22 protein-coding genes and 3 pseudogenes are annotated in these 23,227 nt (G+C 68.8%); 6 read left to right on the plus strand and 19 right to left on the minus strand.

The window, feature by feature from the left end; translation table 11 throughout:
• Window positions 1-96: 96 nt before the first annotated feature.
• Window positions 97-1,680, plus strand: coding sequence for an IS1182 family transposase (locus V1460_RS21630; protein ID WP_338673703.1), 1,584 nt, complete (start codon window positions 97-99; stop codon window positions 1,678-1,680).
• 184 nt (window positions 1,681-1,864) lie between these two features.
• On the opposite strand, the pseudogene V1460_RS21635 reads toward V1460_RS21630, so the two are convergent.
• The 6 genes and pseudogenes from V1460_RS21635 to V1460_RS21660 all read right to left on the minus strand — a co-directional run.
• Window positions 1,865-1,978, minus strand: a pseudogene (locus tag V1460_RS21635) (transposase); the annotation flags it as partial.
• 461 nt (window positions 1,979-2,439) lie between these two features.
• Complete coding sequence (locus V1460_RS21640; RefSeq protein ID WP_338675288.1) at window positions 2,440-2,868, minus strand: hypothetical protein; 429 nt, start codon at window positions 2,866-2,868, stop codon at window positions 2,440-2,442.
• A gap of 4 nt (window positions 2,869-2,872) precedes the next feature.
• The gene (locus tag V1460_RS21645; RefSeq protein WP_338675289.1) at window positions 2,873-3,247 is read right to left on the minus strand and encodes a roadblock/LC7 domain-containing protein; all 375 of its coding nucleotides are present in this window, start codon (window positions 3,245-3,247) and stop codon (window positions 2,873-2,875) included.
• Between the two features lie 39 nt (window positions 3,248-3,286).
• Window positions 3,287-4,078, minus strand: a complete 792-nt coding sequence (locus V1460_RS21650; RefSeq protein WP_338675290.1) for a MarR family transcriptional regulator — start codon at window positions 4,076-4,078, stop codon at window positions 3,287-3,289.
• 503 nt (window positions 4,079-4,581) lie between these two features.
• A complete protein-coding gene (locus V1460_RS21655) occupies window positions 4,582-4,809 on the minus strand; it encodes a hypothetical protein (protein WP_338675291.1) in 228 nt (75 codons plus the stop codon).
• 303 nt (window positions 4,810-5,112) lie between these two features.
• Window positions 5,113-5,331: pseudogene (locus V1460_RS21660) on the minus strand (ISAzo13-like element transposase-related protein); the annotation flags it as partial.
• Window positions 5,332-5,925: 594 nt separating this feature from the next.
• Here V1460_RS21660 and V1460_RS21665 point away from each other — a divergent pair.
• From V1460_RS21665 to lnt, 3 genes are all read left to right on the plus strand, one after another.
• A complete protein-coding gene (locus V1460_RS21665; RefSeq protein WP_338675292.1) occupies window positions 5,926-7,941 on the plus strand; it encodes an APC family permease in 2,016 nt (671 codons plus the stop codon).
• 48 nt (window positions 7,942-7,989) lie between these two features.
• Complete coding sequence (locus tag V1460_RS21670; protein WP_338675293.1) at window positions 7,990-8,451, plus strand: nuclear transport factor 2 family protein; 462 nt, start codon at window positions 7,990-7,992, stop codon at window positions 8,449-8,451.
• 139 nt (window positions 8,452-8,590) lie between these two features.
• Window positions 8,591-10,231, plus strand: a complete 1,641-nt coding sequence (gene lnt, locus V1460_RS21675; protein ID WP_338675294.1) for an apolipoprotein N-acyltransferase — start codon at window positions 8,591-8,593, stop codon at window positions 10,229-10,231.
• Here the strand turns inward: lnt and V1460_RS21680 are convergent.
• Together V1460_RS21680 and V1460_RS21685 are read right to left on the minus strand one after the other, a co-directional pair.
• Window positions 10,155-11,060 (minus strand): Gfo/Idh/MocA family oxidoreductase, encoded by a 906-nt coding sequence (locus V1460_RS21680; protein WP_338675295.1) that lies wholly within the window; start codon window positions 11,058-11,060, stop codon window positions 10,155-10,157. The genes lnt and V1460_RS21680 overlap by 77 nt on opposite strands.
• Window positions 11,020-11,394 carry a hypothetical protein gene (locus V1460_RS21685; RefSeq protein ID WP_338678401.1) on the minus strand — a complete coding sequence of 125 codons (375 nt, stop codon included), beginning with the start codon at window positions 11,392-11,394 and terminating at the stop codon, window positions 11,020-11,022. The genes V1460_RS21680 and V1460_RS21685 overlap by 41 nt, the downstream gene beginning before the upstream one ends.
• Window positions 11,395-11,630: 236 nt before the next feature.
• On the opposite strand from V1460_RS21685, the gene V1460_RS21695 reads away from it, so the two are divergent.
• Window positions 11,631-12,143 carry a DinB family protein gene (locus tag V1460_RS21695; RefSeq protein ID WP_338675296.1) on the plus strand — a complete coding sequence of 171 codons (513 nt, stop codon included), beginning with the start codon at window positions 11,631-11,633 and terminating at the stop codon, window positions 12,141-12,143.
• A gap of 16 nt (window positions 12,144-12,159) precedes the next feature.
• Here the strand turns inward: V1460_RS21695 and V1460_RS21700 are convergent, their stop codons facing one another.
• The 9 genes from V1460_RS21700 to V1460_RS21740 form a co-directional block, all read right to left on the minus strand.
• The gene (locus V1460_RS21700) at window positions 12,160-12,564 is read right to left on the minus strand and encodes a hypothetical protein (protein WP_407077631.1); all 405 of its coding nucleotides are present in this window, start codon (window positions 12,562-12,564) and stop codon (window positions 12,160-12,162) included.
• Window positions 12,565-12,727: 163 nt separating this feature from the next.
• A complete protein-coding gene (gene ung / locus V1460_RS21705) occupies window positions 12,728-13,411 on the minus strand; it encodes a uracil-DNA glycosylase (protein ID WP_338675298.1) in 684 nt (227 codons plus the stop codon).
• A gap of 101 nt (window positions 13,412-13,512) precedes the next feature.
• Complete coding sequence (locus V1460_RS21710) at window positions 13,513-15,096, minus strand: ABC transporter substrate-binding protein (protein ID WP_338678141.1); 1,584 nt, start codon at window positions 15,094-15,096, stop codon at window positions 13,513-13,515.
• A gap of 120 nt (window positions 15,097-15,216) precedes the next feature.
• Window positions 15,217-15,984: an SDR family oxidoreductase gene (locus V1460_RS21715; protein WP_338675299.1), complete on the minus strand. Its 768-nt coding sequence runs from the start codon at window positions 15,982-15,984 to the stop codon at window positions 15,217-15,219.
• A 13-nt stretch (window positions 15,985-15,997) separates the two neighbouring features.
• Window positions 15,998-16,759: a 3-oxoacyl-ACP reductase FabG gene (fabG, locus tag V1460_RS21720; RefSeq protein WP_338675300.1), complete on the minus strand. Its 762-nt coding sequence runs from the start codon at window positions 16,757-16,759 to the stop codon at window positions 15,998-16,000.
• A gap of 186 nt (window positions 16,760-16,945) precedes the next feature.
• Window positions 16,946-17,338 carry a DUF3037 domain-containing protein gene (locus V1460_RS21725; RefSeq protein ID WP_338675301.1) on the minus strand — a complete coding sequence of 131 codons (393 nt, stop codon included), beginning with the start codon at window positions 17,336-17,338 and terminating at the stop codon, window positions 16,946-16,948.
• Window positions 17,335-18,198: a HipA family kinase gene (locus V1460_RS21730; protein WP_338675302.1), complete on the minus strand. Its 864-nt coding sequence runs from the start codon at window positions 18,196-18,198 to the stop codon at window positions 17,335-17,337. The genes V1460_RS21725 and V1460_RS21730 overlap by 4 nt, the downstream gene beginning before the upstream one ends.
• A gap of 76 nt (window positions 18,199-18,274) precedes the next feature.
• On the minus strand, window positions 18,275-18,472 hold the full coding sequence (locus V1460_RS21735) for an integrase (RefSeq protein WP_338675303.1): 198 nt from the start codon (window positions 18,470-18,472) through the stop codon (window positions 18,275-18,277).
• On the minus strand, window positions 18,445-19,542 hold the full coding sequence (locus V1460_RS21740; protein ID WP_338675304.1) for a site-specific integrase: 1,098 nt from the start codon (window positions 19,540-19,542) through the stop codon (window positions 18,445-18,447). The genes V1460_RS21735 and V1460_RS21740 overlap by 28 nt, the downstream gene beginning before the upstream one ends.
• Before the next feature lie 449 nt (window positions 19,543-19,991).
• Here V1460_RS21740 and V1460_RS21745 point away from each other — a divergent pair, with 449 nt between their 5' ends.
• Window positions 19,992-21,032, plus strand: coding sequence for an NlpC/P60 family protein (locus V1460_RS21745; RefSeq protein ID WP_338675305.1), 1,041 nt, complete (start codon window positions 19,992-19,994; stop codon window positions 21,030-21,032).
• 59 nt (window positions 21,033-21,091) lie between these two features.
• Here the strand turns inward: V1460_RS21745 and V1460_RS21750 are convergent.
• A pseudogene (locus V1460_RS21750) lies at window positions 21,092-21,814 on the minus strand (CbtA family protein); the annotation flags it as partial.
• A 211-nt stretch (window positions 21,815-22,025) separates the two neighbouring features.
• The gene (locus V1460_RS21755; protein ID WP_338678142.1) at window positions 22,026-23,204 is read right to left on the minus strand and encodes a peptidoglycan bridge formation glycyltransferase FemA/FemB family protein; all 1,179 of its coding nucleotides are present in this window, start codon (window positions 23,202-23,204) and stop codon (window positions 22,026-22,028) included.
• Window positions 23,205-23,227 lie beyond the last annotated feature (23 nt).

The following is a 23,227-nucleotide window of genomic DNA, read 5'->3' on the forward strand; positions in this document are numbered from 1 at the left end:
TAGGTGACTGGTGTTAATCGTGTGAGCTCGCGCTGGGTCTTCGTCCTGTGTCAGGCTGCGGGGTGTTGGTCGCTGGGTGTGGGGAGAGGTTGAGCGATGGCAGTGGGCCGGACTCCGATGCAGCCGGGGTTGCTCTCCTCCACAGTGGGTTTCTGCGAGGGTCGGCTGGCGCCGAACTCGATCTACGCGGTGCTGCACCGCGAGTGCCGGGCGTTGTTCCCCGATGAGATGTTCGCCGATCTGTTCGCCGAGGACGGCCGCAGGTCGGTGCCGCCGATGATCGTGGCGGTCGTGATGGTCCTGCAGCGTCTGGAGGGTTTGTCCGATCGCGAGGCGGTCGAGCGGTTCGCGTTCGATGTGCGCTGGAAGTACGCCGCCGGCGGGCTGGACTTCGACCATCCGGGGTTCGTGCACACCGTGCTGGTCGACATGCGGGCGAGGCTTGCCGCTTCCGCCCGGCCGAACCGGATCTTCGAGCGGACGGTAGAGGTTGCTGCACAGGCCGGACTGGTCGGCCGCAGGAGGGTGCTGGACTCGGCACCGATCTATGACGCGGTGGCCACGCAGGACACCATCACGCTGATCCGTTCGGCCATCCGCGGCCTGCTGCGGGCGGCCGATCACGTGCTGCGGGCCGAGCTGCGGGCGGTGATCTCCAGCGGGGACGCCTACACCAGCACGGACAAGCCGGTCATCGACTGGACGGACGCGGCCGAGCGGGAAGCCCTCATCGATTCGCGGGCCCGTGACGGGTTCGCGCTGCTGACCGTGCTGGACGGCCGGGCCGTGCCCGGGGATGTGGGCCAGGCCGCGCGGTTGCTGGCCACCGTGCTGGGCCAGGACCTGGAGCAGGACGGGGGCGTCTTCAAGATCGCCCGCAAGGTGGCCGCGGACCGGGTCATCTCCACGGTTGATCCCGAGGCCCGGCACGGCCACAAGACCGTCCGCCGGTCCTTCGACGGTTACAAGGGTCATGTGGCCGAGGAACCCGACAGCGAGGTCATCACCGCGACCGAGGTCACGGCGGGCAACGCCGGCGATGCCGAGCCCGCCGCCGACCTGCTCGCCGACGTTCTCCAACCACCTGCCGCCGAGCAGGCAGACCAGGCGCGGGCCGAAGTCTACGGCGACGCCGCTTACGGGACCGGGCCGCTGCTGGCCGAGCTGGACGACGCGGGCGCCCGGGTGATGGTCAAGGTGCAGGCGGCCAACGCGCCCGGTGGGCGGTTCTCCAAGGACGCCTTCACCATCGATCTGGAGGCAGGGCAGGTCACCTGCCCGAACCAGATGACCGCCGCGATCCGCCCGAAGTCTGATGGCGGTGGGGCGGCCTGCTTCAAGACCGCCTGCGCCGCCTGCCCCCTTGCGGCGCAGTGCACTACCGCCAGGAACGGACGCGTCATCACCATCGGCCCTCACGAAGAACACCTGGCCCGGGGCCGGGCTCGCAGTGCGGACCCCGTCTGGCTGGCCGCCTACCGGGCCACCCGCCCCAAGGTCGAACGCAAGATCGCCCACCTGATGCGGCGGCGACACGGCGGACGCCGCGCCCGGGTGCGGGGCCGGGCCAAGATCGCCGCCGACTTCTCCTTGCTGGCCGCCGCCGTCAACGTCGCGCGGCTCGGCGTGCTCGGAATCATGTCCACAGGCAGTGACAAGTGGGCGGTCGCCGCCGGCTGACCGTCCCGAGGGCGCCCTGGACCATGCAAACGACCCGCACGCGGCCGTGCCAAGCCCTCAACAGCCCCCACGACGGCCACGAACCGCCCACACGCCGCCCGACCACCAGCCAGCAACCACGACCCTGACACCCCCAACGGCGACACCGCACGCCCAGGACGACCCGCTTAACACCAGTCACCTAGAGCTGCTTGTTACCTCGCCGAGCGGGGTGTTCGCCGCGGATGGAGGGGCCGGAGGCGCGTGTGACCGGAGCCAGTCCGGCGTAGGCAGCCAGGCGCTCGGCGGAGGCGAAAGCGCTGCCGACGTCCAGACCCAGATAGACGTCGATGCCACCTTGACCACCCACGGGCCCGCTCCCGTGCGCGCGTTCTTCCCGGCCTCACCTGCGGCATCAGCGTGCCGGCATCCGCGTTACGAAGAGACTGCCTCTCCCATCCGGGATCGGCGCTCGTGCCCCTAATCAGCGGTCTGCATCAGCGGTCTGCCAATGCCTTCGGTCCCGGTGACACCACTTTTTCGATCCTGATCGACAAGGGGGCTCAGTCACGCCGGGTCCGAAGGCCGGGAGCCCCGTTGCAGGGCCGTCAAGAAGGCAACTGGGAGTGGGTAACACCGGCCCCGCGGTACGCGCGGGGCCGACACCGAGTAGAAGTAGGGGCGCAGGCCGGTGATCCGGCCGGTGTCCAACCGCCCTGGCGAGTCGCGGCAAGTAGTCGGGGGTGACGGTCCGGGGGCCAGCCCCGGACCGCCTACGGCTCAGATTCCTCCGTACTCCTTTATCACGCGCCTGGCCTGGGCGAAGAGCATGCCCACGTTCACCGATTTACGGCATACCGCCACCGCAACGACGTCCTGACTGTCGTTCATCCGGATAAACAAGTGGGTTAGATTCTCACTGTTCACCAGGATTTCCTGGAAGTAGTGATGATCATTTTGGACTCCCCGCCGTTCCTTGAACACGTCTTCAATCATCAGTACCGTGCGTCCCTGGAACAGGTCCAGAGTCGCTCCCGCGAGCAGATCCAGGACCTCGTTGGGATGGGTGTCGACGGTCTCGTAGGACAGGAGCATGCCTGTCGCCATGTCGACGACACCAGCCGCGACACAGTCGGGTGTCTCGGCTCTCAGGGCCTTCACCAGCGCCATGATCTGGTCCGAGAATCCCGTGATGCGTTTGGTGGCCATGTAGTCAGTTCCCTTCGGAGAGGATGGCTCCGATGCGCTTCAGCATCGGCTGGGATTCCAGGTGCAGATGCTCGACGGCGAGTCCTTCGTCGCCGACGATCACCATGAGGGCCGTGTCCCCCACCGCGTACACCGCGGCGCAACCCTTGCTTCCGCAAGTCACCGTGCGCCGCAGGGGTCCGCGGCCAGTGGCCGCCGCCGTGCGCTGGGCGATGCCCATGCTGGCCGCGGCGAGTGCGGCGAGGCCGTTCGGTTCGATATCGGCGTCTGTGTCGGCCGCGATGAGCATTCCGTCCACCGCGGCGATGACCGTATCGGTGATTCCCGGAATCTGGTCGCGAAGCCCCTTCATTTCATTCGCCAGCGCCTCGTGATCCATTCATATACCTCCTCGCACATGGGGTGTGATTCCCGGTCTTCAGGGGTCGACGACCCTCAAGTCCGTTTGTCGGGCTCGACTCCTGAAGCGGAAGAGCCCTTTCCAGCTCTCTGCAGATTTCTCCGTGCCGAGAGCCTTCGATCTGAACCCGCTGGCTCCAGGAACGCGGCGAGGAAGGGCCGTTCCGCCGCGCCCGGTGTCCCCAGCGGCGACTTCATGGCGTGGCGCCGGGGCGCGCTCCGCCCATACCTTGGGCACGCCGACCGCGGCCGCACCACGCGCTCGCTCCAGCAGCCCCTCACCGAGCAGGCGTGATACCTCGACGGTCACGCCGTAGACGCCGCGGCCGAGCGCGAAGGCGATGTCCCGTGGGGTGCGTCGGCCGTCGGCAAGGAAGAGAATTTCCTGCCTGTGTGGTGTCAGTTCCTTCGCCGCGCCGTTGACGCCCGGCCCTGCAATGACCCGCTCGCGGTCGGGCAGGACTGCATGGGGCAGCGCGGCCAGACCGGCGAGTTTCCGGGCAGCGCTGTCCAGCAGCCGCAGCGGGTCCTCGCCAGGCGCGAGGGGGCCCTCCGGGCCGCTGCCGTGGGCTGCGACGCAGTCGGTCACGTCTCCCGCGAGCACGGCAAATGCCGCGTCCTGCAGGGCCATCGCGATGACGACCTGAAGCTCGGCCACGCCGATGCGCCCACGGGTGACGAGCCCGGCATCCAGGTTCTCCGGAGGGGTCCGCGCGGGAAACAGCTCGGCCAAGTCCGCCTCGCTCAACCGGCCGGAGCGCAACAGGAGTGCCTCGACCCCGGGGGCGCCAGAGCTCTCGACAGCGACCACGCTTCCCTGACGTAGATAGAACACCCCGCCAGGTCTGCCACGCACCTGAAGAGCCGTGGTGGTTTTGTCGGCCCTGCACTGGGCCAGCGCAACAGAGAGCGCACCGTGTCCGGCCTGGTGAAGGCATACGTGAATGTCCGACACCACACCCCTTTGACCGGTAGCCGCTCGTGCGTATCACGCGTGGAATTCGCACGGGTGCCTGACAGATGACACCAACGGGTTATGTGTATCAGCCGTGAAGTCGGTTCTTACGTCAGCGATAAGATGTGACAGAAGCCGTAAACTTCCGCTGATCACAGATCGGTTCGCTAACTTAATTCGATCGAATACTTGCGGTTCTCGTCGAAGGGAGATGGCCCGTGAAGACCCCCGCACAGGCGCTGCGACGTTTACCGATGCAGGTCGGCAACCACAAGGCGAGTGAGTTTGTTGGCGCCCCCTCCGCACCCGCGCCTGGAAGGTCGTCTCGAAACCCGGCCACCACGCCAAGGGCGTGTAGATCACTGACCCGTTCTCTTGATCTTGCTCTCGGGGTCGCTGCTTTGGGCGAGGACTCGGGCGTGGAGGGGTGTGAGGGCGGCGGGTGGGGTGGTCGCTGGTGGGATGGCGATGCCGTGCGCTTCGAGCAGTTTCCTGATCTTCAGGAGGTTGCGGTGCATGGCGGTGCGGCTGCTGCCGAAGAGTACGGCGAGGGGTTCCGCGGCCAGGGCGAGGTGCGGGTGGAGCACGGTGGCCAGGACCTGGTCGGGGAAAGCAGACCGGGGCGGACGGCCGCGCCGGTCGTCCCCGTCCGGAGCCAGAGTCCCTGTGAGGTCGTTCAGTTGCTGCGGGCGGGGACATGCCGGTCAGCGCGGGGGCGCTCAGCAGGGCCTGGTCGCACTCCGACGCCGGTGTTTGTGAGGTCCGGGAGACCGGGATGGCGAGGTTGGGCCGAGAGTGCAGGACGTAGTTCCAGTAGCCGTGGAAGCCGTGGCGGGGCAGTGGCAAGGTCGCCGGCTGCGCGTCACTGACCTGTACTCCGGTCGGGTAGGTGCTGGTGTCGAGTTCCCCTGCTCCCACAGCAGATCGGCGACGGTGTCCGCGCCGACTCGGCGTCCGGCCCGGGTCAGTTCCCTCGCGAGTGCGCGGGTCGACTTCACCGTCCATCGCAGCGGCGACATCGGATCACCCCGCACATCAGGTTCGACCAGCGCCGGCAGAGCCGGCCGCAGCCCCGGATCCACATCGGCGACCCGTTTGCGGCCCCCGCCCGAGGCGCCGCCTGTGCTCGTCCCTGCGCCACAACATACTCCCAGGTCAGGGGGGTGCTGCGACGATCAACTGAATCCGCCCAGTACAGCGTGGCCGCCTTCGCCGAGGTATGCCGCCGCCACAGCATCCGGCATGGTACGGGCCGGGTCGGCTCGAGCTACGACTGTGAGCGCACGGGGTCGCCGGCGTGGAAGGTCTCCACTCGCACGTTCCCCCTGACCGTGGAGCAGGGGATTGCCGATTCGCTGCAAACCAGGTGGCTGAGCTTCGGGCCAGCGAGGGAGAGCACTGGAAAGTGCCATCTCCCACTGCTCTCCCGTTCGATCTTGGGGAGTGGTGAAAACAGCAGGTCAAAGCTGCTCAGGACCTCGATGCTTGAACTGGTTCATCATCATGGCCAGGAGCTTCACGCCCTTCATGATCTACCGGATCATCCTCGCATCGTGATCTTCACTCTGGTGGGTGCGGACGCCCTCAGCCCGCACGCGGGCGAGTCCGCGGGCTGAGGCCCCGGCCCGCCATGTGTCCCGCCGTGTGACGACACCCCGGCGCGGCGGGATGTCGTCACACGGGGGGCCGCATACGCTCGCGCCGTGTTCAACCTGACGGCGGTTTTGAAGCGGCTGGTCATCGGGCGGGCGCTGCGCAGCGATGAGCTGGGCGAGACGTTGCTCCCCAAGCGGCTGGCGCTCCCGATCTTCGCCTCGGACCCGTTGTCATCGGTCGCGTACGCCACGCAGGAGATCCTGCTGGTGCTCACCGTCGGCGGACTCGCCTATCTGCACTTCACTCCGTGGATCGCGGCCGCGGTCGTGCTGCTGATGGCCGTCGTGGTGCTGTCGTACCGGCAGGTGGTGCACGCCTATCCGAGTGGTGGCGGGTCGTACGCGGTGGCCACGACCAATCTCGGTGAATCGGCGGGTCTGGTCGTCGCCGCCGCCCTGATGGTCGACTATGTGATGACCGTGGCCGTGTCGGTCGCCTCCGGAGTCGACAACATCATCTCGGCGATCCCCTCCCTGGCCGACCACCGGGTGGCAATGGCCCTCGCCTTCGTCGCCCTGCTCACGGCGGTCAACCTGCGCGGGGTACGGGAGTCGGGTCGCGCCTTCGCCGCGCCGACGTATCTGTTCATCGCCGGTGTGCTGATCATGTGCGGCACCGGGCTCGTCCGCTACCTCCTGGGGGATGCCCCGGTCGCCGAGACGGCCCAGTACGGCATCAAGCCCGAACCGGGTGAGGCTGATCTCCTGGGGCTGGCCCTGGTGATGCTGGTGCTGCGCGCGTTCTCCAGCGGCTGCACCGCGCTGACCGGAGTCGAGGCGATCTCCAACGGCGTACCGGCCTTCCGCAAGCCGAAGGCACGGAACGCGGCGACCACGCTGGCGGCGATGGGACTGATCGCCATCGCCATGTTCGCCGGGGTCACCACCCTCGCCATCGTCGCCAAGGTGCACATCGCGGCAGACAGCTGCGACCTCATCGGCCTGCCCGACTGCGCGAACTACACCCAGCGCACGGTCATCGCCCAGCTGGCCGCCGCGGTCTTCGCCGGCGACCACAGCTTCGGCTTCTACTACGTGCAGGCGGTCACCGCTCTGGTGCTGATCCTCGCCGCCAACACGGCCTTCAACGGCTTTCCGCTGCTCGCCTCGATCCTCGCTCAGCACCGTTATCTGCCCAGGCAGTTGCACAACCGGGGAGACCGGCTGGCGTTCTCCAACGGCATCCTCGCCCTCGCCCTCGTCGCGGGCGCGCTGCTGTGGGCCTACAAGGCGAACGTCACCAGCCTGATCCACCTCTACATCCTGGGTGTGTTCACCTCCTTCACACTGTCCCAGACCGGCATGGTCCGGCACTGGAACCGGGAGCTGCGCACCGAGCGGGACCCGGGGCTGCGCAGGCGTCATCAGACGGCCCGGATCATCAACGCCACCGGCGCGGCCATCACCTGTCTGGTGCTGGTGATCGTGCTGCTCACCAAGTTCACCCAGGGCGCCTGGCTGGCAGTGGTCGCCGCCGTCGTGCTCTGGGTGACGATGCGGGCCATCCGTCGGCACTACGACTCCACGGCCGCCGAACTGGCGGTGACGGAGCCCAAGGGTGCGCTGGCGCCGCCCTCCCGGGTCTTCGCCATCGTGCTGGTGTCGACCCTGCACAAGCCCACGCTGCGGGCACTCGCCTACGCCCGGGCCTTCCGGCCCGACCGGTTGGAGGCCCTGACGGTGGCCGTGGACCGCGACTCCACCGCCGAGTTGCAGCGCCAGTGGGAGGAGTTCGGCATCGACGTGCCGCTCAAGGTGGTCGACTCCCCCTACCGGGAGATCACCAGCGCGGTGATGGTGTACGTCCGTTCCATCGTCCGGGAGAGTCCTCGGGACGTGATCGCCGTCTTCATCCCCGAGTACGTGGTCGGGCACTGGTGGGAGAACATCCTGCACAACCATTCGGCGCTGTGGCTGAAGAGCAGGCTGCTGTTCACCCCCGGGGTCACGGTGACCAGCGTGCCCTGGCAGCTCAGCTCCTCCGCCGCGGCCGACCACCCCGCGGCCCGTGCTCCTGGGGCGGTTCGGCGCGGGGAGCCGACCGGCCGGTTCAAGCGCCGCTGACGGTGCGGGCCTCTTGGCGCGGCGACCGCGCTGTCCGACACTTGGTCGATGACGCAGCGCGTGGATCTCGCGACGGTGATGGACCGGTTGGCGATCAACGACGTGGTCACCGGGTACGCGATGGCGGTGGACGACGCGGACTGGGCGGGCTACCGGGCCCTGTTCACCGCGGACGGCCGCGCCGACTACCGCGGCGCCGGTGGCATCGAGGGTCCCGCGACGGAAGTCGCCGGGTGGCTGGAGGAGACGCTGAGGCTCTTTCCGGTGCGGCAGCATCTGATCGTCAACCGACGGGTGCTGATCCAGGACCTCGGCGGCTATCCGGGTGACGGGGCGGAAGTGCGGGCCGACTACGTCAATCCGATGCGGCTGGAGTCGGGCGACGGCTTCGTGTCCGGTGGCCGGTACACCTTCGGCCTGGCGCGTACGGACGGTGGCTGGCGGCTGCGTTCGGTCACCGTCCAGGAGAAGTGGCGGCATGCCTCGTTCCCCTCTGCGGTCGCCGAGTGAGTGCGGCACGGCCGAATCCCCGCGCCTCGCCGCCTCCCGCGCTCGACCCGCCCCGGGCTCAGTCCCGGTACCGCCGGATGCCCCCGGGCCGGCCGCTGACTCACACTGGAGGCACACACTGCTCTCGGGGAGGCGCGGCATGCGGATTCCGGTAGGCCGGCGGGAGCGGCTGACGAGGCTGCTGTCGTCGCACTGGTGGCGTGCTGCGGCCGCGCTCGCGGCGGGTGCGCTGCCCGTCTTGGCGTTCCCGGCCCCCGGGCTGTGGTGGTTCGCCTATGTCTCTCTCGTCCCGTGGCTGCTCCTGGTCCGCACGGCCCCGACGGCGCGCCGTGCGCTGCTCGACGGATGGCTCGGCGGGACCGGCTTCATGCTGGCCGTCCACCACTGGCTGCTGCCGAATCTGCATGTGTTCCTCGTCCTGGTGGCGGCGCTGCTCGGGCTGTTGTGGGCGCCGTGGGGTTGGCTGGTGCGGCTGATGCTCGGCGGGCACCCGTCCGCCGCACGGGCGGCGGCGTCCCTCGCCGTGCTGCCATCGGGCTGGCTCATGGTGGAACTGGTCAGGTCCTGGGAGGGGTTGGGCGGCCCCTGGGGACTGCTCGGGGCGAGCCAGTGGCAGGTGCCGTTCGCCCTGCGGTTGGCCTCCGTCGGTGGGGTGTGGCTGGTGAGCCTGCTTGTGGTGGCGGTGAACACGGCGGTAGCGGCGCTGGTGGCCGTTCGCCCCGCGCGCGTCCCCTCCGCGGTGGGGTTGGGCGCGTGCGCCGTCGCGGTGGGGGCGGTCTGGATCTGGTCGCCGGGGCCGGGGCCGTCCGGCGGGGAGTTCCGTGTCGCGGTGGTCCAGCCGGGGGTGGTCCCCGGGCCCGAACGGCGCTTCGCCCGGAGCGAGCAGCTCACCAGGGAGTTGTCAGGCCGGGACGTCGATCTTGTGGTGTGGGGCGAGAGCAGCGTCGGCATGGACCTGAGCGCACGGCCCGATCTGTCGGCGCGGCTGGCGGCGCTGTCCCGCACGGTGGATGCCGGGATTCTCGTCAATGTCGACGCACGTCGCCCTGCGGGGGCGCGGACCACCCCGGTGGGCGAGGACCGGGGCGGCATCTTCAAGAGCAGCGTGCTGGTGGGTCCCGCGGGCCCGACCGGCGACCGCTACGACAAGATGCGGCTGGTGCCCTTCGGTGAGTACGTGCCTGCCCGCGGCCTGCTGGGCTGGGCCACCTCGGTGGGCCGGGCGGCGGGCGAGGACCGCATGCGCGGCGACCGCCAGGTGGTGATGGCGGTGCCGGACGGGCAGCCCGGCACCGCGGTCCGCGTGGGGCCGCTCGTGTGCTTCGAGTCTGCGTTCCCCGATATGAGCAGGCGGCTGGCCGGGGACGGCGCCGAGGTGCTCATCGCCCAGTCGGCGACATCGACGTTCCAGGAGAGCTGGGCACCTGCGCAGCATGCCTCGCTCGCGGCACTGCGGGCCGCGGAGACCGGGCGGCCGATGGTGCACGCCACCCTCACCGGCGTCAGCGCCGTATACGGGCCCGACGGCGGGCAGGTGGGCGAACGGCTGGGCACGGACGACAGCGCCGCTGCCGTGTACGGCGTTCCGCTGGTCCACGGCACGACACCGTACGTGCGCTTCGGGGACTGGGCCGTGTACGGAGCGCTGGCGGTCCTCGGGGCACTCTGTCTGACCGGGGTGGCCCGCCGGGTGGTGCCGGTGCTCAGGAGGCCTGCTCCAGGGCCTCCCGTACGACCCGCTCGCACAGCTCATGGGTCAGCAGCGCGTCCTCGGCGCTGAGGAACCTCCCTGAACGCACGGCGTCGAGGAAGGCGGACACCGACTGCTCGATTCCGCGCTGGCGTGCGACGGGCACCCAGTCTCCGCGCCGGCGCACCGTCGGCTGGCCCTTGTGGTCGATGACGTCCGCCAGGTTGAGGATCTCCCGCTTGGTGTCCTGTCCCGCCACTTCGAGGATCTCCTCGCTGGAGCCGCCCCGCCGGTTCATCATGCCGATCGCGGTGAAGCCGTCCCCGGAGAGCTCCAGCACGACATGGTGCATGAGTCCGCCCCTGACCCTGGCCCGAACGCCGATGTGCTCGACGGGTCCCGTCAGCAGGAACCGCAGGGTGTCGGCGACATGGATGAAGTCGTCCAGGACCAGGGTGCGCGGGTCCTCGGGGAGCCCGACGCGGTTCTTGCGCATCAGGACGAGTTCCCGGGGGTGGTCCAGGCACTGGACGTACGCGGGCGCGAATCGGCGATTGAAGCCCACGGCGAGCGAGGTACCGGTCCCTTCCGACAGTTCCACCAGCCGGGCGGCGTCGTCGAGCCGATAGGCGAGTGGTTTGTCGACATACGTCGGCACACCTGCCTCCAACAGGCGTGTCACGATCTCGGGGTGCACGGGAGTGGGAGCGTGCACGAAGGCTGCGTCGAGATGCTGCGCGACGAGTGAGTCCAGGCTGGTGTGGCAGCGGGGCGCGGGGATGTGGTGGGCGGCCGCGATCCGATCGAGCGTGGCGGCCGTCCTGGTGTGCAGATGGAGTTCGACATCCGCCCGGGTGGTCAGCACAGGAAGGTAGGCCTTACGCGCGATGTCCCCGAGCCCGATGCAGCCGACCTTCACCGTGGTCTCCCTCGTCTGTGGCGGCGGCACACGACCTGCCCGGCTTCGGGTCGGCGCGCGCGCCCGTGTACCGGGGTGCCTCCCCCGCAGGATACGGCCGCGCGGGGGGCTGCCGGTCGGCGATGCCGTCGAAGGCGCGCAGCACGAGTCCCGGCCCGAAGCGTGGGACCGCGCTGATGAGGGCGTCGCGAACGACGACCCCGACGGCGCCGTCGTGCAGCGCCATCCGGCCGGTCCTGGTGGCCAGGCGCACGATGCCCATGGTGCGCGGAAGCCGGTCGCGGGTGTACGCACCCAGGCAGTCGGCCACACCAGGGCCGGACCCGAACGGCACGCCCTGTCGGTGGTTGCCTGGTGCGAGGGACTGATGTTCTCCTGCGCGGTCGGCTCCTGCCACTCGTCCGTACCGAGCCGGGAGGAGCTTGGAAAGGGTTTCGGGGAGTTGCTGAGCGGAATGCTGGGCAGCTGGGCGAGCCCGGAGCGAGGGCGGCACGGATACCGACCAGGAAAGGGCTGGACCGGGCTGGAAATGCCTTGCAATCGAACGTGCCCTGATCAACGATGCCTCTCATGGCCAGCTCCGAACGCACCGAACCGTCCATCACCGCCGGCGAGCGCGACATGCTCGAAGGGTGGCTCGACTTCCATCGTGAGACCCTCGCCCTGAAATGCGTCGGGCTCGACGACAAGCAGCTACGGGAGCCCTCTGTCCCGCCGTCGGATCTCAACCTGCTGGGGCTCGTACGCCATATGGCCGAGGTCGAGCGCCACTGGTTCCGCCGGATCCTGGTGGGCGAGGACGTATCTCCGCTCTTCTACACCGAAGAGGACCCGGACGGCGACCACCATGTGACCACCGATGACACCTGGGAGCAGGCACACGGCGCGTGGCAGAACGAGATCAGCCGCGCCCGCGAGCACACCGCCCCTCGGTCCCTGGACGACCTGTCGGCCGGCACCAGCAAGTCCGGCGAGCAGTTCAATCTGCGCTGGATCTATGTCCATATGATCGAGGAGTACGCCCGTCACAACGGGCACGCCGACCTGCTGCGCGAGCGGATCGACGGAGCGACGGGGGACTGAGTCGGCGACTGCGCCCTCAATCCCCCGCCAGCAGGCCCTCCAGCCGAGTGATCGCGGCACGGACCCCCTGACCGTATGGGTCGTCCGACAGCACGGCTGAGGCGACCCTGGCCCGGTCGAGATGGGCCCTGGCCGCGTCAAGGCGCTGGAGCTTCAGATAGTCGGCGGCCAGGTTGAGGTGCAGGGCCGGATGGAACGCCGCCTCGCAGGCCAGCCCCCGCGCCGCTGACAGCGCCCGCAGGTCCCAGGCGAGTTCGTCGCCCGGATCGTCCTGGGTGTCCGCCATGTAGTGCGCGAGGGTGCAGCGGTGCAGCGCGGGCCCGCACTCCCCGATCTGCTGCCACAGCTCCCCGAAGCGATTGCGCGCCTCCTCGCGGTCTCCGGCATGGAGCAGCATGACCGTCTGCCCGATCCTGGTCATGACGGCGTCATCCGGCGTCTCACCCTGCTGCTCGCTCACTGGGGCCTCCAACGCCTTGACACGGGTGATCCCGACGCTACCCGCAATACCCGGCGCAGGCTCGGAGCGGACTCCGAGCCTGCCCGTCGACAGGACGGCGGCGCGCCTGCCGTCGTCGGCCGCCTCAGCCCAGGTCGGGGATCCGCCAGTCGATCGCTTCATGCCCCTGCGCCGCCACCGCCTCGTTTATCAGGGTGAAGGGCTGGGAGCCGAAGAACTTCTTCGCGGACAGCGGAGAGGGGTGCGCGCCCTTCACCACCACATGGCGCTCCTGGTCGATCAGCGGCAGCTTCTTCTGGGCGTAGTTCCCCCAGAGCACGAACACCGCCGGGTCGGGCCGCGAGGCGACTGCGCTGATCACGGCGTCCGTGAACTTCTCCCAGCCCTTGCCCTTGTGGGAGTTGGCCTCACCGGACCGCACCGTCAGGACCGCGTTCAGCAGGAGCACGCCCTGCTGCGCCCAGGACATCAGATAGCCGTTGTCCGGAACGGGGTGCCCGAGCTCTTCCTTCATCTCCTTGTAGATGTTCCTGAGCGAGGGCGGGGTCCTGACGCCCGGACGGACCGAGAAGCACAGGCCGTGCCCCTGGCCCTCACCGTGGTACGGATCCTGGCCGAGGATCAGCACCTTGACCCGGTCGAAGGGCGTGGCGTCCAGCGCCGCGAAGACCTCTTCGCGCGGCGGATACACCGGCCCCTTGGCGCGCTCGTCCTCGACGAAGTCCATGAGCTCCTTGAAGTAGGGCTTCTGGAGCTCCTCGCCGAGGACGCCGCGCCAGGACTCGGGCAGCATGTCGGTGTCGGTCACGTCAACAACCTCCGGTGAGCGTTCTGTTCTCGTCCACAGAACCTACCGTCGGCCACTGACAATCGGGCCCGGTGCCGGGGAACCGGACCCGACAGGGACCGCTACCAGCTGGTCTTCCGCTCCAGCGTCCACACCTGCATGATCGTCTGCGGGTCGAGTGCCTGCTCACAGCCCGCGATCTCGCTGCTGGCGGCGATGTGCAGCTTGCCCTGCCACAGCGGAAGCAGCCGGACGTCCTGCACCAAGACCTGCTGGGCCGTCTCGAACTGGTTGGACACCGACACCGATCCGCGGTCGCTCTCCTTGCGGGACAGCGTGAGCTGTTCGGCGATCTCCGGGCTGTCGTAGGGAGTGCCGAGCGCGTTCTCCTTGCCGACGAACGGCGCGATGAAGTTGTCCGGGTCCGGGAAGTCGGGGAACCAGCCTCGGCCGAACACCGGGTACTGACCGTTCTTGTAGCCTTCCTGGAACTCCTTCCAGGGCTTGCTCTGCAAGGTGATCTCGAACAGGCCGGACTCTTCGAGCTGCTTCTTGATCTCCGCGAACTCGAGAGCCGTGGAGGAGCCGTAGCGATCCGTGGTGAACCAGAACGTCAGCCTGACCGGTGTCTCGATCCCGGCCTTGTCGAGGATCCGTCGTGCCTCGGCGACGTTCGGATCACCGAAGGTGTCGAAGAAGCTGGTGGTGTGGCCTGCGATGCCCTTCGGGACCATGGAGTACAGCGGCTCAGCGGTGCCGTTGTAGACCTTGGCCACCAGCGCCTCGCGGTCGATGAGCTGGGCGACCGCCTTGCGTACCGGCAGCTTCGCCGAGGCCGGATCCTTGGGATTGAAGACCAGGTAGCGGATGTCGGCACCGACGGTCTCGACGACCTGGATCCCGTCGTTCTCCGGCTTCTTCTCCTGGAGGGAGGTGACCTCCTCCGCGGTCAGACCGCGGTTGGTGACATCGATCTCCTGCTTCTTGAGAGCGTTCACCAGCACTTCCGAATCCTGGAAGTAGCGAATGGTGACCGCCTCGTTCTTGCGGTCGGCGAAGCCGCGGTAGCTCGCGTTCTTCTTCAGCTCGGCCCGGTCGCCCTCAGCGTAGGAGTCCAGGGTGTAAGGACCCGAGCCGGTGAGTTTGCCGTCCTCACGCAGCGCACCCGCCGGATATTCCGCCGGGTCGACGAGCGACATCGCGGGGGTGGCGAGGATGAACGGGAAAGTGGCATCGGACTTGGAAAGCCGGAAGGTGATGTTCCGGTCGCCTTCCGTCTGGACCGAGCTCAGCGATCCGAGCAGTCCGGCAGGACCGCCCTTGACGTTGATCTTCTTGATCCGGTCGATGGAGTACTTGACCGCAGCGGCGTCCAGTTTGTGACCGTTGGAGAAGGTGAGGCCTTCGCGGAGCGTGCACGTGTATGTCGTACTGGTGTCATCCGTGAACTGGCAGCTCTCCGCGGCGTCGGGCTGCGGGCTGGTGCTTCCGGTGGGGAAGCTCAGCAGTGTCTGGAACACGTTCCGGTACAGCTCCCAGGAGCCGTCCCACGCGGCGGCGGGATCGAGCGTGCTGGGCTCACTCGTGGTGCCGACGACCACCGGCTTCGCCCCATCGGCGTCATCGTCGGAGAAGAGACCGCATCCCGCTACCAGGGATATGGACGCAATGGCCGCGGCGGCCCGCAGCATCGTCCGGTTGAACACGTGCACACGCTCCTCGTTCAGCCATGGGTCGGCGAACCATACCGCAGTGCCCCGCCGGATCAACGGAGTGGTCCGGCGGGGCACTTATGGCAATCCATGTCCATTCAGACATAAAACGACTCAATGGACTCCGGCATTGAGGAAGATACCGCCGTCCACCACGAGTGTCTGCCCCGTGATCCAATCCGACTGATCCGAGGTGAGAAAGGCCGCGGCGCCACCGATGTCACGGGGAACGCCCAGCCTGCCCATGGGATAAGCGGCTGCCGCTTCCGCCTCCCGGCCCTCGTACAACGCTTCCGCAAACTTTGTCTTGACCACGGCGGGGGCGATCGCATTGACTCGGACCGTCGGCGCGAATTCATGCGCCAGCTGAAGAGTCAGGTTGATCATCGCCGCCTTGCTCATCCCGTACGCCCCGACGAACGGCGAAGCAGAGACTCCGGCGACCGAGGCGATGTTCACGATCGCGCCGCCGTGCTCCTTCTGCCACACCCGCCAGGTCTGCTGGGCGAAACCCAGCGCGGAGATCACATTGGTCTCGTACACCTTGCGGGCCACCGCGAGATCGAGCTCGGCCATCGGCCCGAAGACAGGGTTGGTGCCGGCGTTGTTGACGAGGAAGTCCACCCGCCCGAAGGCGTCCATGACCCGCTCGACGGCGACGGCCTGGTGCTCCTCGTCGTGGGCCTTGCCCGCGACGGCGATCACCCGCTCGACACCGAGCCTCTCGACGGCCTCCTTGAGTGAGTCCTCGTTGCGGCCGGTGATGCACACCTGGTCACCGCGGGCGACCAGCGCCTCGGCGACCCCGTAGCCGATCCCCCGGCTGCCGCCCGTGACCAGTGCGGCCTTTCCGGAGAGCGGCGGAAGTACCTGAGTCGTCATCGCTGCCTCCAGGTCAGTTGAGCGGGCCGCCGGCCACGTACATGACCTGGCCGGAGATGAATCCCGCGTCGTCGCCGGTGAAGAAGGCGATGGCGTTGGCGACGTCCTCCGGCCGGCCGACCCGCTGTACCGGGATCTGGGTGGCGGCGGCGGCCTGGAACTCCTCGAAGCCCATGCCGACGCGGGCGGCGGTCTGCGCCGTCATCTCGGTGACGATGAAGCCGGGGGCCACCGCGTTGGCGGTCACACCGAACTTGCCGAGCTCCTTGGCCAGGGTCTTGGTGAGGCCCTGGAGGCCCGCCTTGACCGCGGAGTAGTTGGCCTGGCCGCGGTTGCCCAGCGCGGAGCTGGAGGACAGCGAGACGATCCGACCGAAACCGGCGTCCACCATGTGCTTCTGGCAGGCCTTGGCCATCAGGAACGCGCCCTTCAGGTGCACGTTCATCACGATGTCCCAGTCCGACTCACTCATCTTGAAGAGCAGGTTGTCCCGCAGCACCCCGGCGTTGTTGACGAGGATGGTGGGCGCGCCGAGTTCGGCGGCCACCCTGGCCACCGCCGCCTCGACCTGGGCGGAGTCCGAGACGTCGCAGCCCACGGCGACCGCCTTGCCGCCGGCCGCGGTGATCTTCTCGACGGTGTCCTTGCAGGCCGCCTCGTCGAGGTCGAGTACGGCGACGGCACGGCCTTCGGCCGCCAGGCGTACGGCGGTGGCGGCGCCAATGCCGCGCGCCGCTCCCGTCACGATGGCAACGCGCTGCTCGGTGCTGGACATGGTTGGCTCTCCTCGCCCTTGGATCCCGCAAAACGATGAACGATGCACACGGCCGCCCGGCACGCCCCGGAAGGAATGAGCGACCGCTTAGTACCTTCAGCTGGACGAGACGCTAGAAGCCCTGACACCCGGTGTCAACGCACCCCCCGCATTCCGGCTCCGGGTTCACCTCCACCGCGCGGGCGTTCAGCGCACCAGCACATCGAGCAACCGCTCGACCTCGGCTTCCGGGTCGGCGGTCAGACCCGTGTGCACGGGCCCCGGCTGGACCACCGTGGAACGCGGCGCGATCAACCAGCGGAAACGCCGTCCGGCATCGTCACGGGCCGCCTGCCCCGCATCCTCGCCGCCCCGGCACACACCTTCGACGGCCTGGAGCGCGGCCCGGACACCGGTGACGTCCGCCCGCGGGTCGAGCGCTCTCAGCTTCACCTCGTCCAGATGGGTACGCGCCGACACGAAGGACCTGGCACGGCAGTACACCACCACCCCCGCGTTGAAGTACTCTCCCCGCTCGACCCGGGGCACGACACGCAGCAGCGCGTACTCGAACACGTCCCGCTCTCCAGCGCCGTTCACCGCCCGCCGCCTTTCACTCCGTCGCTGTCCTTCCTGGTGGGGTGCGGCCAGGGTTTCACCTGCTCGGTCAGCCAGCCGGGCGCCTGCGACGGCCGTGACGCGGACGGCGCGCCCAGGGTGATCCGCTCATGGATGGTGGTGGCGCGCGAGAGCAGCGCCTCGACATAGGCGCGCCGTACGGCGTCGGCGGAGTCGAATCCCGGCTCGTCGACCAGCCATTCATCCGGCACGTCCGCGGCGACCCGGGTCAGCAGTTCTTCGGTGACCCGTGGCGCCAGGTCGGCCGCGGCAGCGGCGACATCGGGGCGGAAGGGAGCGAGAGCATGGTCCGACGCGTCGTAGGGCTTGGCCGTCGAGGCACCGACTCCCGGCCAGTTGTGGTGCCAGATCATGGTGGCGCCGTGATCGATCAGCCACAGGTCGCTGTGCCAGACCAGCATGTTGGGATTCCGCCAGGACCGGTCGACATTGTTGATCAGCGCGTCGAACCAGACCACCCGGCCCGCTTCCGCGGCGTCCACCTCGTACGCCAGCGGGTCGAAGCCCAGCGACCCGGGCAGGAAGTCCATCCCCAGGTTGAGACCACCGCTCGCCTTGAGCAGCTCCTGCACCTCCTGGTCGGGCTCGGAAAGACCGATGACCGGATCGAGCTGGATCCCCACCAGCTCCGGGACCCGCAACCCCAGACTGCGGCCCAGCTGCCCGCAGACGACCTCGGCGACGAGCGTCTTGCGACCCTGCCCGGCTCCGGTGAACTTCATGACGTACGTGCCGAGATCGTCGGCCTCGACGATCCCCGGGAGCGAGCCGCCCTCACGCAAGGGCGTGACATAGCGGGTCGCTACGACCTCTTCCAACACTTTCCCAGGCCACCCATCTCTTCAGCCTTGCAATCCAAGTACGACTTCTCCGGGGCGAAGAGGCGGGAATCACCGGTCAACGGCGCTGGGGAGAATCTGGGGAGTTTCGGCCGGCGGGCCGGTCTCCCCACTCCCCAAGCAGACCGTCGATGGTGCCGCGCCCCTTGCTGCCGGCTTCCGGCATGAAGTGAGCATAGTAACCGAGGGTGATCGCCGGCGAGGAGTGTCCGAGCCACCGAGCCAGGGTCACGACGGACTCTCCGGCTTCCACCATGATCGAGGCGTAGGTGTGCCGAAGCACGTGGAAACCGTCCTTCGGGGCCGCCGCCCACTGCCAGGCTTTCGCCCCTCGGCGCGTGGCGGGATGACGCCGGCCTTGGCCAGGGCCGGCTTCCAGGTGTAGGTGTTCCATGTGTTCACCGCGACGGCGTTGCCGAAGCGCGTGGTGAGCAGCAGGGAGAACTTCTCCCTCTCCCCCTCCGGCTTCCCCCACGGCAGCTCCACCTCTACCGGCGGGAACGCTTCGATGTGACGCTTCAGTTCCTCGGCCACCGACGGAGGCAGATCCACCGTTCGGATCTTCTTCCCCTTCGGCAGGGCGAAGTACAGCCTTCCGTGAATCGCCTGCACTTGGCGCCGAACGTGAAGCATGCCGCGTTCATAGTCGATGTCCTCCGGACTCAGCCCGAACACCTCGCCCTGGCGGAGTCCGCACCCCAGGCCGACTACGACGGCGATCCTGTTCCGCTCGCTGATGGCATCGCGGACTCGCAGTACCGTACCCATCGGCCACGCGTCGCGCCGCTCCCGTGGCGACTTGGGCCACCGCACAGATTTCGCGTGCGTCGGGTTGCGCGCGAGGCGCTTGTCGTCGACGGCAGCTTCCAGAATGGAGGAAGGCTCGGACAGGATGCCGCGCTGATAGTCGACTGACGAGACTGTCGACTCCAACTTGGTTATGAACGCCCGCAGATCCGTTGCGGCGATGCTCCTGAGCGGAAGCTGGCCCAGGTGCGGGACGATATGGAGACGTGTTCTCCGCTCCTGACTGTCCGGGGTCTTCGGAGCACCTCCACGCCCTGGCGCCCAGTGCGTCTCGATGTACTCGGCCAGCGTGATGGACCCGTCGCGCGGGTCTACGAACTCGCCTCGCTCCTCATCCGTGGCTGCCCGGCGTAGCCACGCCTTGGCGTCCTCCAGCACATCAAAGGATCGGTCTCGCACCCCAGGTATGCCGGCGACCTTGTACCGCTTGCCCTTACCGTGGCGAGCAGTCTTCTCCCTTCTCCCGGTGACCGGATCCTTCTTCTTTTTGAGCCAACGATCCTCGATATAGCCGGCCAAACGGTTGTCCTTTCAAGAAGATGCGAACGGCGCGCGACCCCAAGGAGCACTTCCTGCCCTGGATCGGCCAGCACCTGCTCGGCAGGCCCTCCGACGAGCCCCTGGAGCCGAAGCAGCCGCAACTGCTGCCTTTATAGCCACCCCGTCCTGACGCCGCTTCCCAGGCGGCGAGCCCGTTGCCCTCCCGCTCGGCCTCCTCGTGGAGGGTCCGCTCTGCCCACGTGCCCACATCCATGTCGCGAAGGACCGACTCCACAACCACGCCCCACCCTCGGTGTGGCGCCACTCACACCTCGCCGGAGGCACCCTCGTTGAGCCTTAGTCTCTAAGCAGCTTAGTATTCCCGAAGTCTTCGCACAGCCGGTCGCCCATCCGGGGCGGCGACGGAGACGCCGCCGTGGCCGCTGTACGCCCAGTCCGTCGGCGGTCGAGGAAGAAGGAGCTCCGCCGTGGCCTCCCATCGCCGCCCGAAGCAGTCCAGTCCGCGCTACACGGGCGTCCTGACCGCCACCGCCGCGGCGGCCGTGGCCCTGTCCACGCAGGCGGCCTCTGCCGACCCCCTGCCCGACCCGAACAAGAAGGGCGTCAAGGCACAGGTCGACCGCCTCTACGAACAGGCGACCCAGGCCACCGAGAAGTACAACGGGGCCAAGGAGAAGGCCGACGCGCTCAAGAAGGAGGTGGCGGGCCTCCAGGACGCGGCGGCGCGCAAGCAGGGCGAGCTGAACGAACTCCGTGACCGAATCGGCACGGTGGCCGCCGGCCAGTACCGTTCGGGCGGCCTCGACCCGGCCCTCCAGCTGTTCCTCTCCGAGGACCCCGACACGTACCTGGAGAAGGCGTCCGCCCTGGACCGGGCCGGCGAGCGGCAGGCCGCCGTACTACAGCAGTTCCAATCCCAGCAGCGGGCGCTCCAGCAGCAGCGCAGGGAAGCCTCCGAGAAACTGCGCGACCTCGACTCCGTACAGAAAGAACTGGGCAACCGGAAGACGGAGATCCAGGGCAAGCTGCGCGAGGCCCAGCGCCTCCTCAACACCCTCTCGGCGAAGGAGCGCGCCCGGATCGCGGAAGAGGAGGACCGGGCCAACCGCGCGAGCGCGCGCGTCGAGCTCGGCAACGAAGCCAGTGCCTCCGAGCGCGCCGCCGCCGCGTTCGCCGCCGCCAAGAGCCGGGTCGGCATGCCGTACGTCTGGGGCGCGAGCGGCCCGGCCTCGTTCGACTGCTCCGGCCTTACCTCCTGGGCGTACCGCCAGGCCGGCGTGACGATACCGCGCACCTCCCAAGCCCAGGCCAGTGCCGGAACGCGCATCAACTCCCTGAGCGCCCTGAAGCCCGGCGACCTGATCATCATGCGCAGCGATCTCAGCCACGTCGGCTTCTACGCCGGCAACGGCCAGATCCTCCACGCCCCCAAGCCCGGCGCACAGGTCCGCTACGAGTCCATCGCCCGCAGCGGCATGCCCTTCATGTGGGGCGTACGCATCGGCTGACGCACACAGCAGAGGGGGCGCGGGTCCGAGACCGGCGCCCCCTCTCACGTGGGCAGGCGTCAGGACGAGGGCGCGACCGCCGCCCCCGGCTCCACGGCCCCGGTCCGCGCGCCGGACTCGCGCGGCTGCAGCAGCCGCTCGGCCAGGACGCCGAAGACGAGGCCGAATCCGGCCCACAGCGTGGCCTGGATCGCGAGCGCCGAGATCCTGAACTGCCAGACGACGGCGGCCGGGAAGTCCTTCGGCATCTCGTTGACGGCGGGCAGGAAGGCGTACGCGAGTCCGACGGCGAGCACGAAGAACGCCCCTGCCACGACCGACGCGTTCCAGTTGCCCAGACGGGGCGCGAGCCGCTTGCCGAGGATCACGGCGGAGACGGCGAGCAGCACGCTGAGCACCACCATGAGCAGGTAAAGGGTGGTGCGCTGGCTGATCGTGGCCGGGTCGCTGACCGCCGGCGGGTTGGCCGGGTACTTGAGGAACGGCACGACATAGAAGGCGAGCAGGCCGCCGAGGGTCAGCAGCGCCGCCGTCGCGCGGGGCCCGAAAGCGCCGATCCGGCCCAGGGCGAATCAGTACGCGAGTGCCGCGATTCCGCCGATGCCGACGGCGTAGACGAGGACGCCGGTCGCGAGGCCGGTGGTGGACTGGGCCGCACGGCTGACCAGCTCCGCGCCCTCCTCCTGGCTGTGCGCCGCCTCGTAGGCGATGCCGGCCTCGGTCGGTGGCTCGCCGAGGAAGTAGGCGACGACGAGGGCGAGTAGGCCGGCCACGAGACCGGCGCCGAGCCGCGCCGCTCAGGAGATGAGCGGCTGCCGCCGGGCACACAGTGGCGCGACCGTGCCGGATTCCCACCGGCTTCCGCTTGCCGTCGATTGACTTGTCCAGGTCAAGGTATCGAATGCCGCACCAACCCACCACCATGCTTCTAAACGACTTAGAAGTATCGATTAGGGTTCACCCATGACCGATCGACTCACCCCCGGGGTGGCCTCAGCGGCGCGACAGGTACGCCTGCATGGCTCGGTGCAGGGTCCTGTTCACCGCGCCCTGCAGGGGCAGTTCCCACTCGCCGAGGGTCTCGACCACCTCGCCCCCGGTGCCGAGCTTCCAGCGCATCAGCCCGAAGGACCGCTCGGCGGGATCGAGGATGTCCGGCACGCCCCGCATGTCGTAGACGGCGGCGCCCAGGGAGAGGGCGTCGCGGATCAGTCGCCACTGCAGGGCGTTGCTCGGCCTGACCTCGCGGCGGTGGTCTGCGGAGGCCCCGGTCTGGTACCAGGCGCGCCGACCCGCCGCGATCATGGTGTGGGCGGCGAGCACCTCGCCGTCGTGGCGCGCGAGGTAGAGCCGCATGCGGCCGGTCTCCTCCGCGTTGAGCTCCCGATACTGCCGCTGGAAGTACGGGAGCGACCGTCCGAGGCGGAAGCCGTCACGCCGCTCGGTGGCCTGGAGCAGGTCGTGGAACGTGGGAAGGTCCTCGCCGGTGCCAAGGTAGGTCTCCACCCCGGCCTTCGTCGCCTTCTTGATGTTGCGCCGCCACTCCTGGTTGAAGCCGGACCACAGGTCGTCCGTGCTCCGGCCGGCCAGGGGAAGCTCGAACAGGTAGCGGGGCTGGGCGTCGCCTGCACCACCCTCGTCCCCGCAGCGCCGCCAGCCGGCCGCCCGCAGCCGGTCCGTGACGGCGGCCCCGACCGGCTCGACCACGTCCGGCAGCACGTCGCCGACCCGGCGCCCCTGGCCGACGGCCGCCTTGAGCGTCGCGGCCCTCCAGCGGCGGTACGCCAGCGGCGGCCCCATGCGTACGGCGAAGGCGCCGGCCGCCCGCAGGTGGTCAAGGAGCAGCTGGAGGACGTCCATCAGCGCCGGGTCCGCCCAGTCGAGCACCGGCCCCTCGGGGATGTAGGCGAAGTACCGCCGGGTGCCCGGCAGCTGCCGATACAGCACCTGGACGGCACCGCGCAAGCCGCCCGTGCCGTCGAGCCAGCCGAGGCTCTCGGCCCGCCATCCGTCCTTGACTGCACTCCAGGACGGCAGCTGAAGGAAGCTGACCTGGTCGCCCTCCGCACGTCCCGAGAGGGAGTCGAGGTGGGCCAGGTGCTGCTCAGCGGTCGTGGGCACGATCTGAAGGGCACCGGCACGGTGGGTCATCTGCACCTCGGCGACAGCCATGTCGAAGGTCTCCTCGTTCTGGT

The sequence above is a fragment of the Streptomyces sp. SCSIO 30461 genome, assembly GCF_037023745.1.
GTDB lineage: Bacteria > Actinomycetota > Actinomycetes > Streptomycetales > Streptomycetaceae > Streptomyces.

What these genes read in the sequence shown, in the direction of transcription:
- V1460_RS21630 (WP_338673703.1), top strand. Translation starts at nt 97, where the DNA reads ATGGCAGTGGGCCGGACTCCGATGCAGCCGGGGTTGCTCTCCTCCACA.
- V1460_RS21640 (WP_338675288.1), bottom strand. Translation starts at nt 2,868, where the DNA reads ATGGCCACCAAACGCATCACGGGATTCTCGGACCAGATCATGGCGCTG.
- V1460_RS21645 (WP_338675289.1), bottom strand. Translation starts at nt 3,247, where the DNA reads ATGGATCACGAGGCGCTGGCGAATGAAATGAAGGGGCTTCGCGACCAG.
- V1460_RS21670 (WP_338675293.1), top strand. Translation starts at nt 7,990, where the DNA reads ATGACGCAGCGCGTGGATCTCGCGACGGTGATGGACCGGTTGGCGATC.
- lnt (WP_338675294.1), top strand. Translation starts at nt 8,591, where the DNA reads ATGCGGATTCCGGTAGGCCGGCGGGAGCGGCTGACGAGGCTGCTGTCG.
- V1460_RS21695 (WP_338675296.1), top strand. Translation starts at nt 11,631, where the DNA reads ATGGCCAGCTCCGAACGCACCGAACCGTCCATCACCGCCGGCGAGCGC.
- V1460_RS21700 (WP_407077631.1), bottom strand. Translation starts at nt 12,564, where the DNA reads ATGACCAGGATCGGGCAGACGGTCATGCTGCTCCATGCCGGAGACCGC.
- V1460_RS21715 (WP_338675299.1), bottom strand. Translation starts at nt 15,984, where the DNA reads ATGACGACTCAGGTACTTCCGCCGCTCTCCGGAAAGGCCGCACTGGTC.
- fabG (WP_338675300.1), bottom strand. Translation starts at nt 16,759, where the DNA reads ATGTCCAGCACCGAGCAGCGCGTTGCCATCGTGACGGGAGCGGCGCGC.
- V1460_RS21735 (WP_338675303.1), bottom strand. Translation starts at nt 18,472, where the DNA reads ATGGTGGAAGCCGGAGAGTCCGTCGTGACCCTGGCTCGGTGGCTCGGA.
- V1460_RS21755 (WP_338678142.1), bottom strand. Translation starts at nt 23,204, where the DNA reads ATGGCTGTCGCCGAGGTGCAGATGACCCACCGTGCCGGTGCCCTTCAG.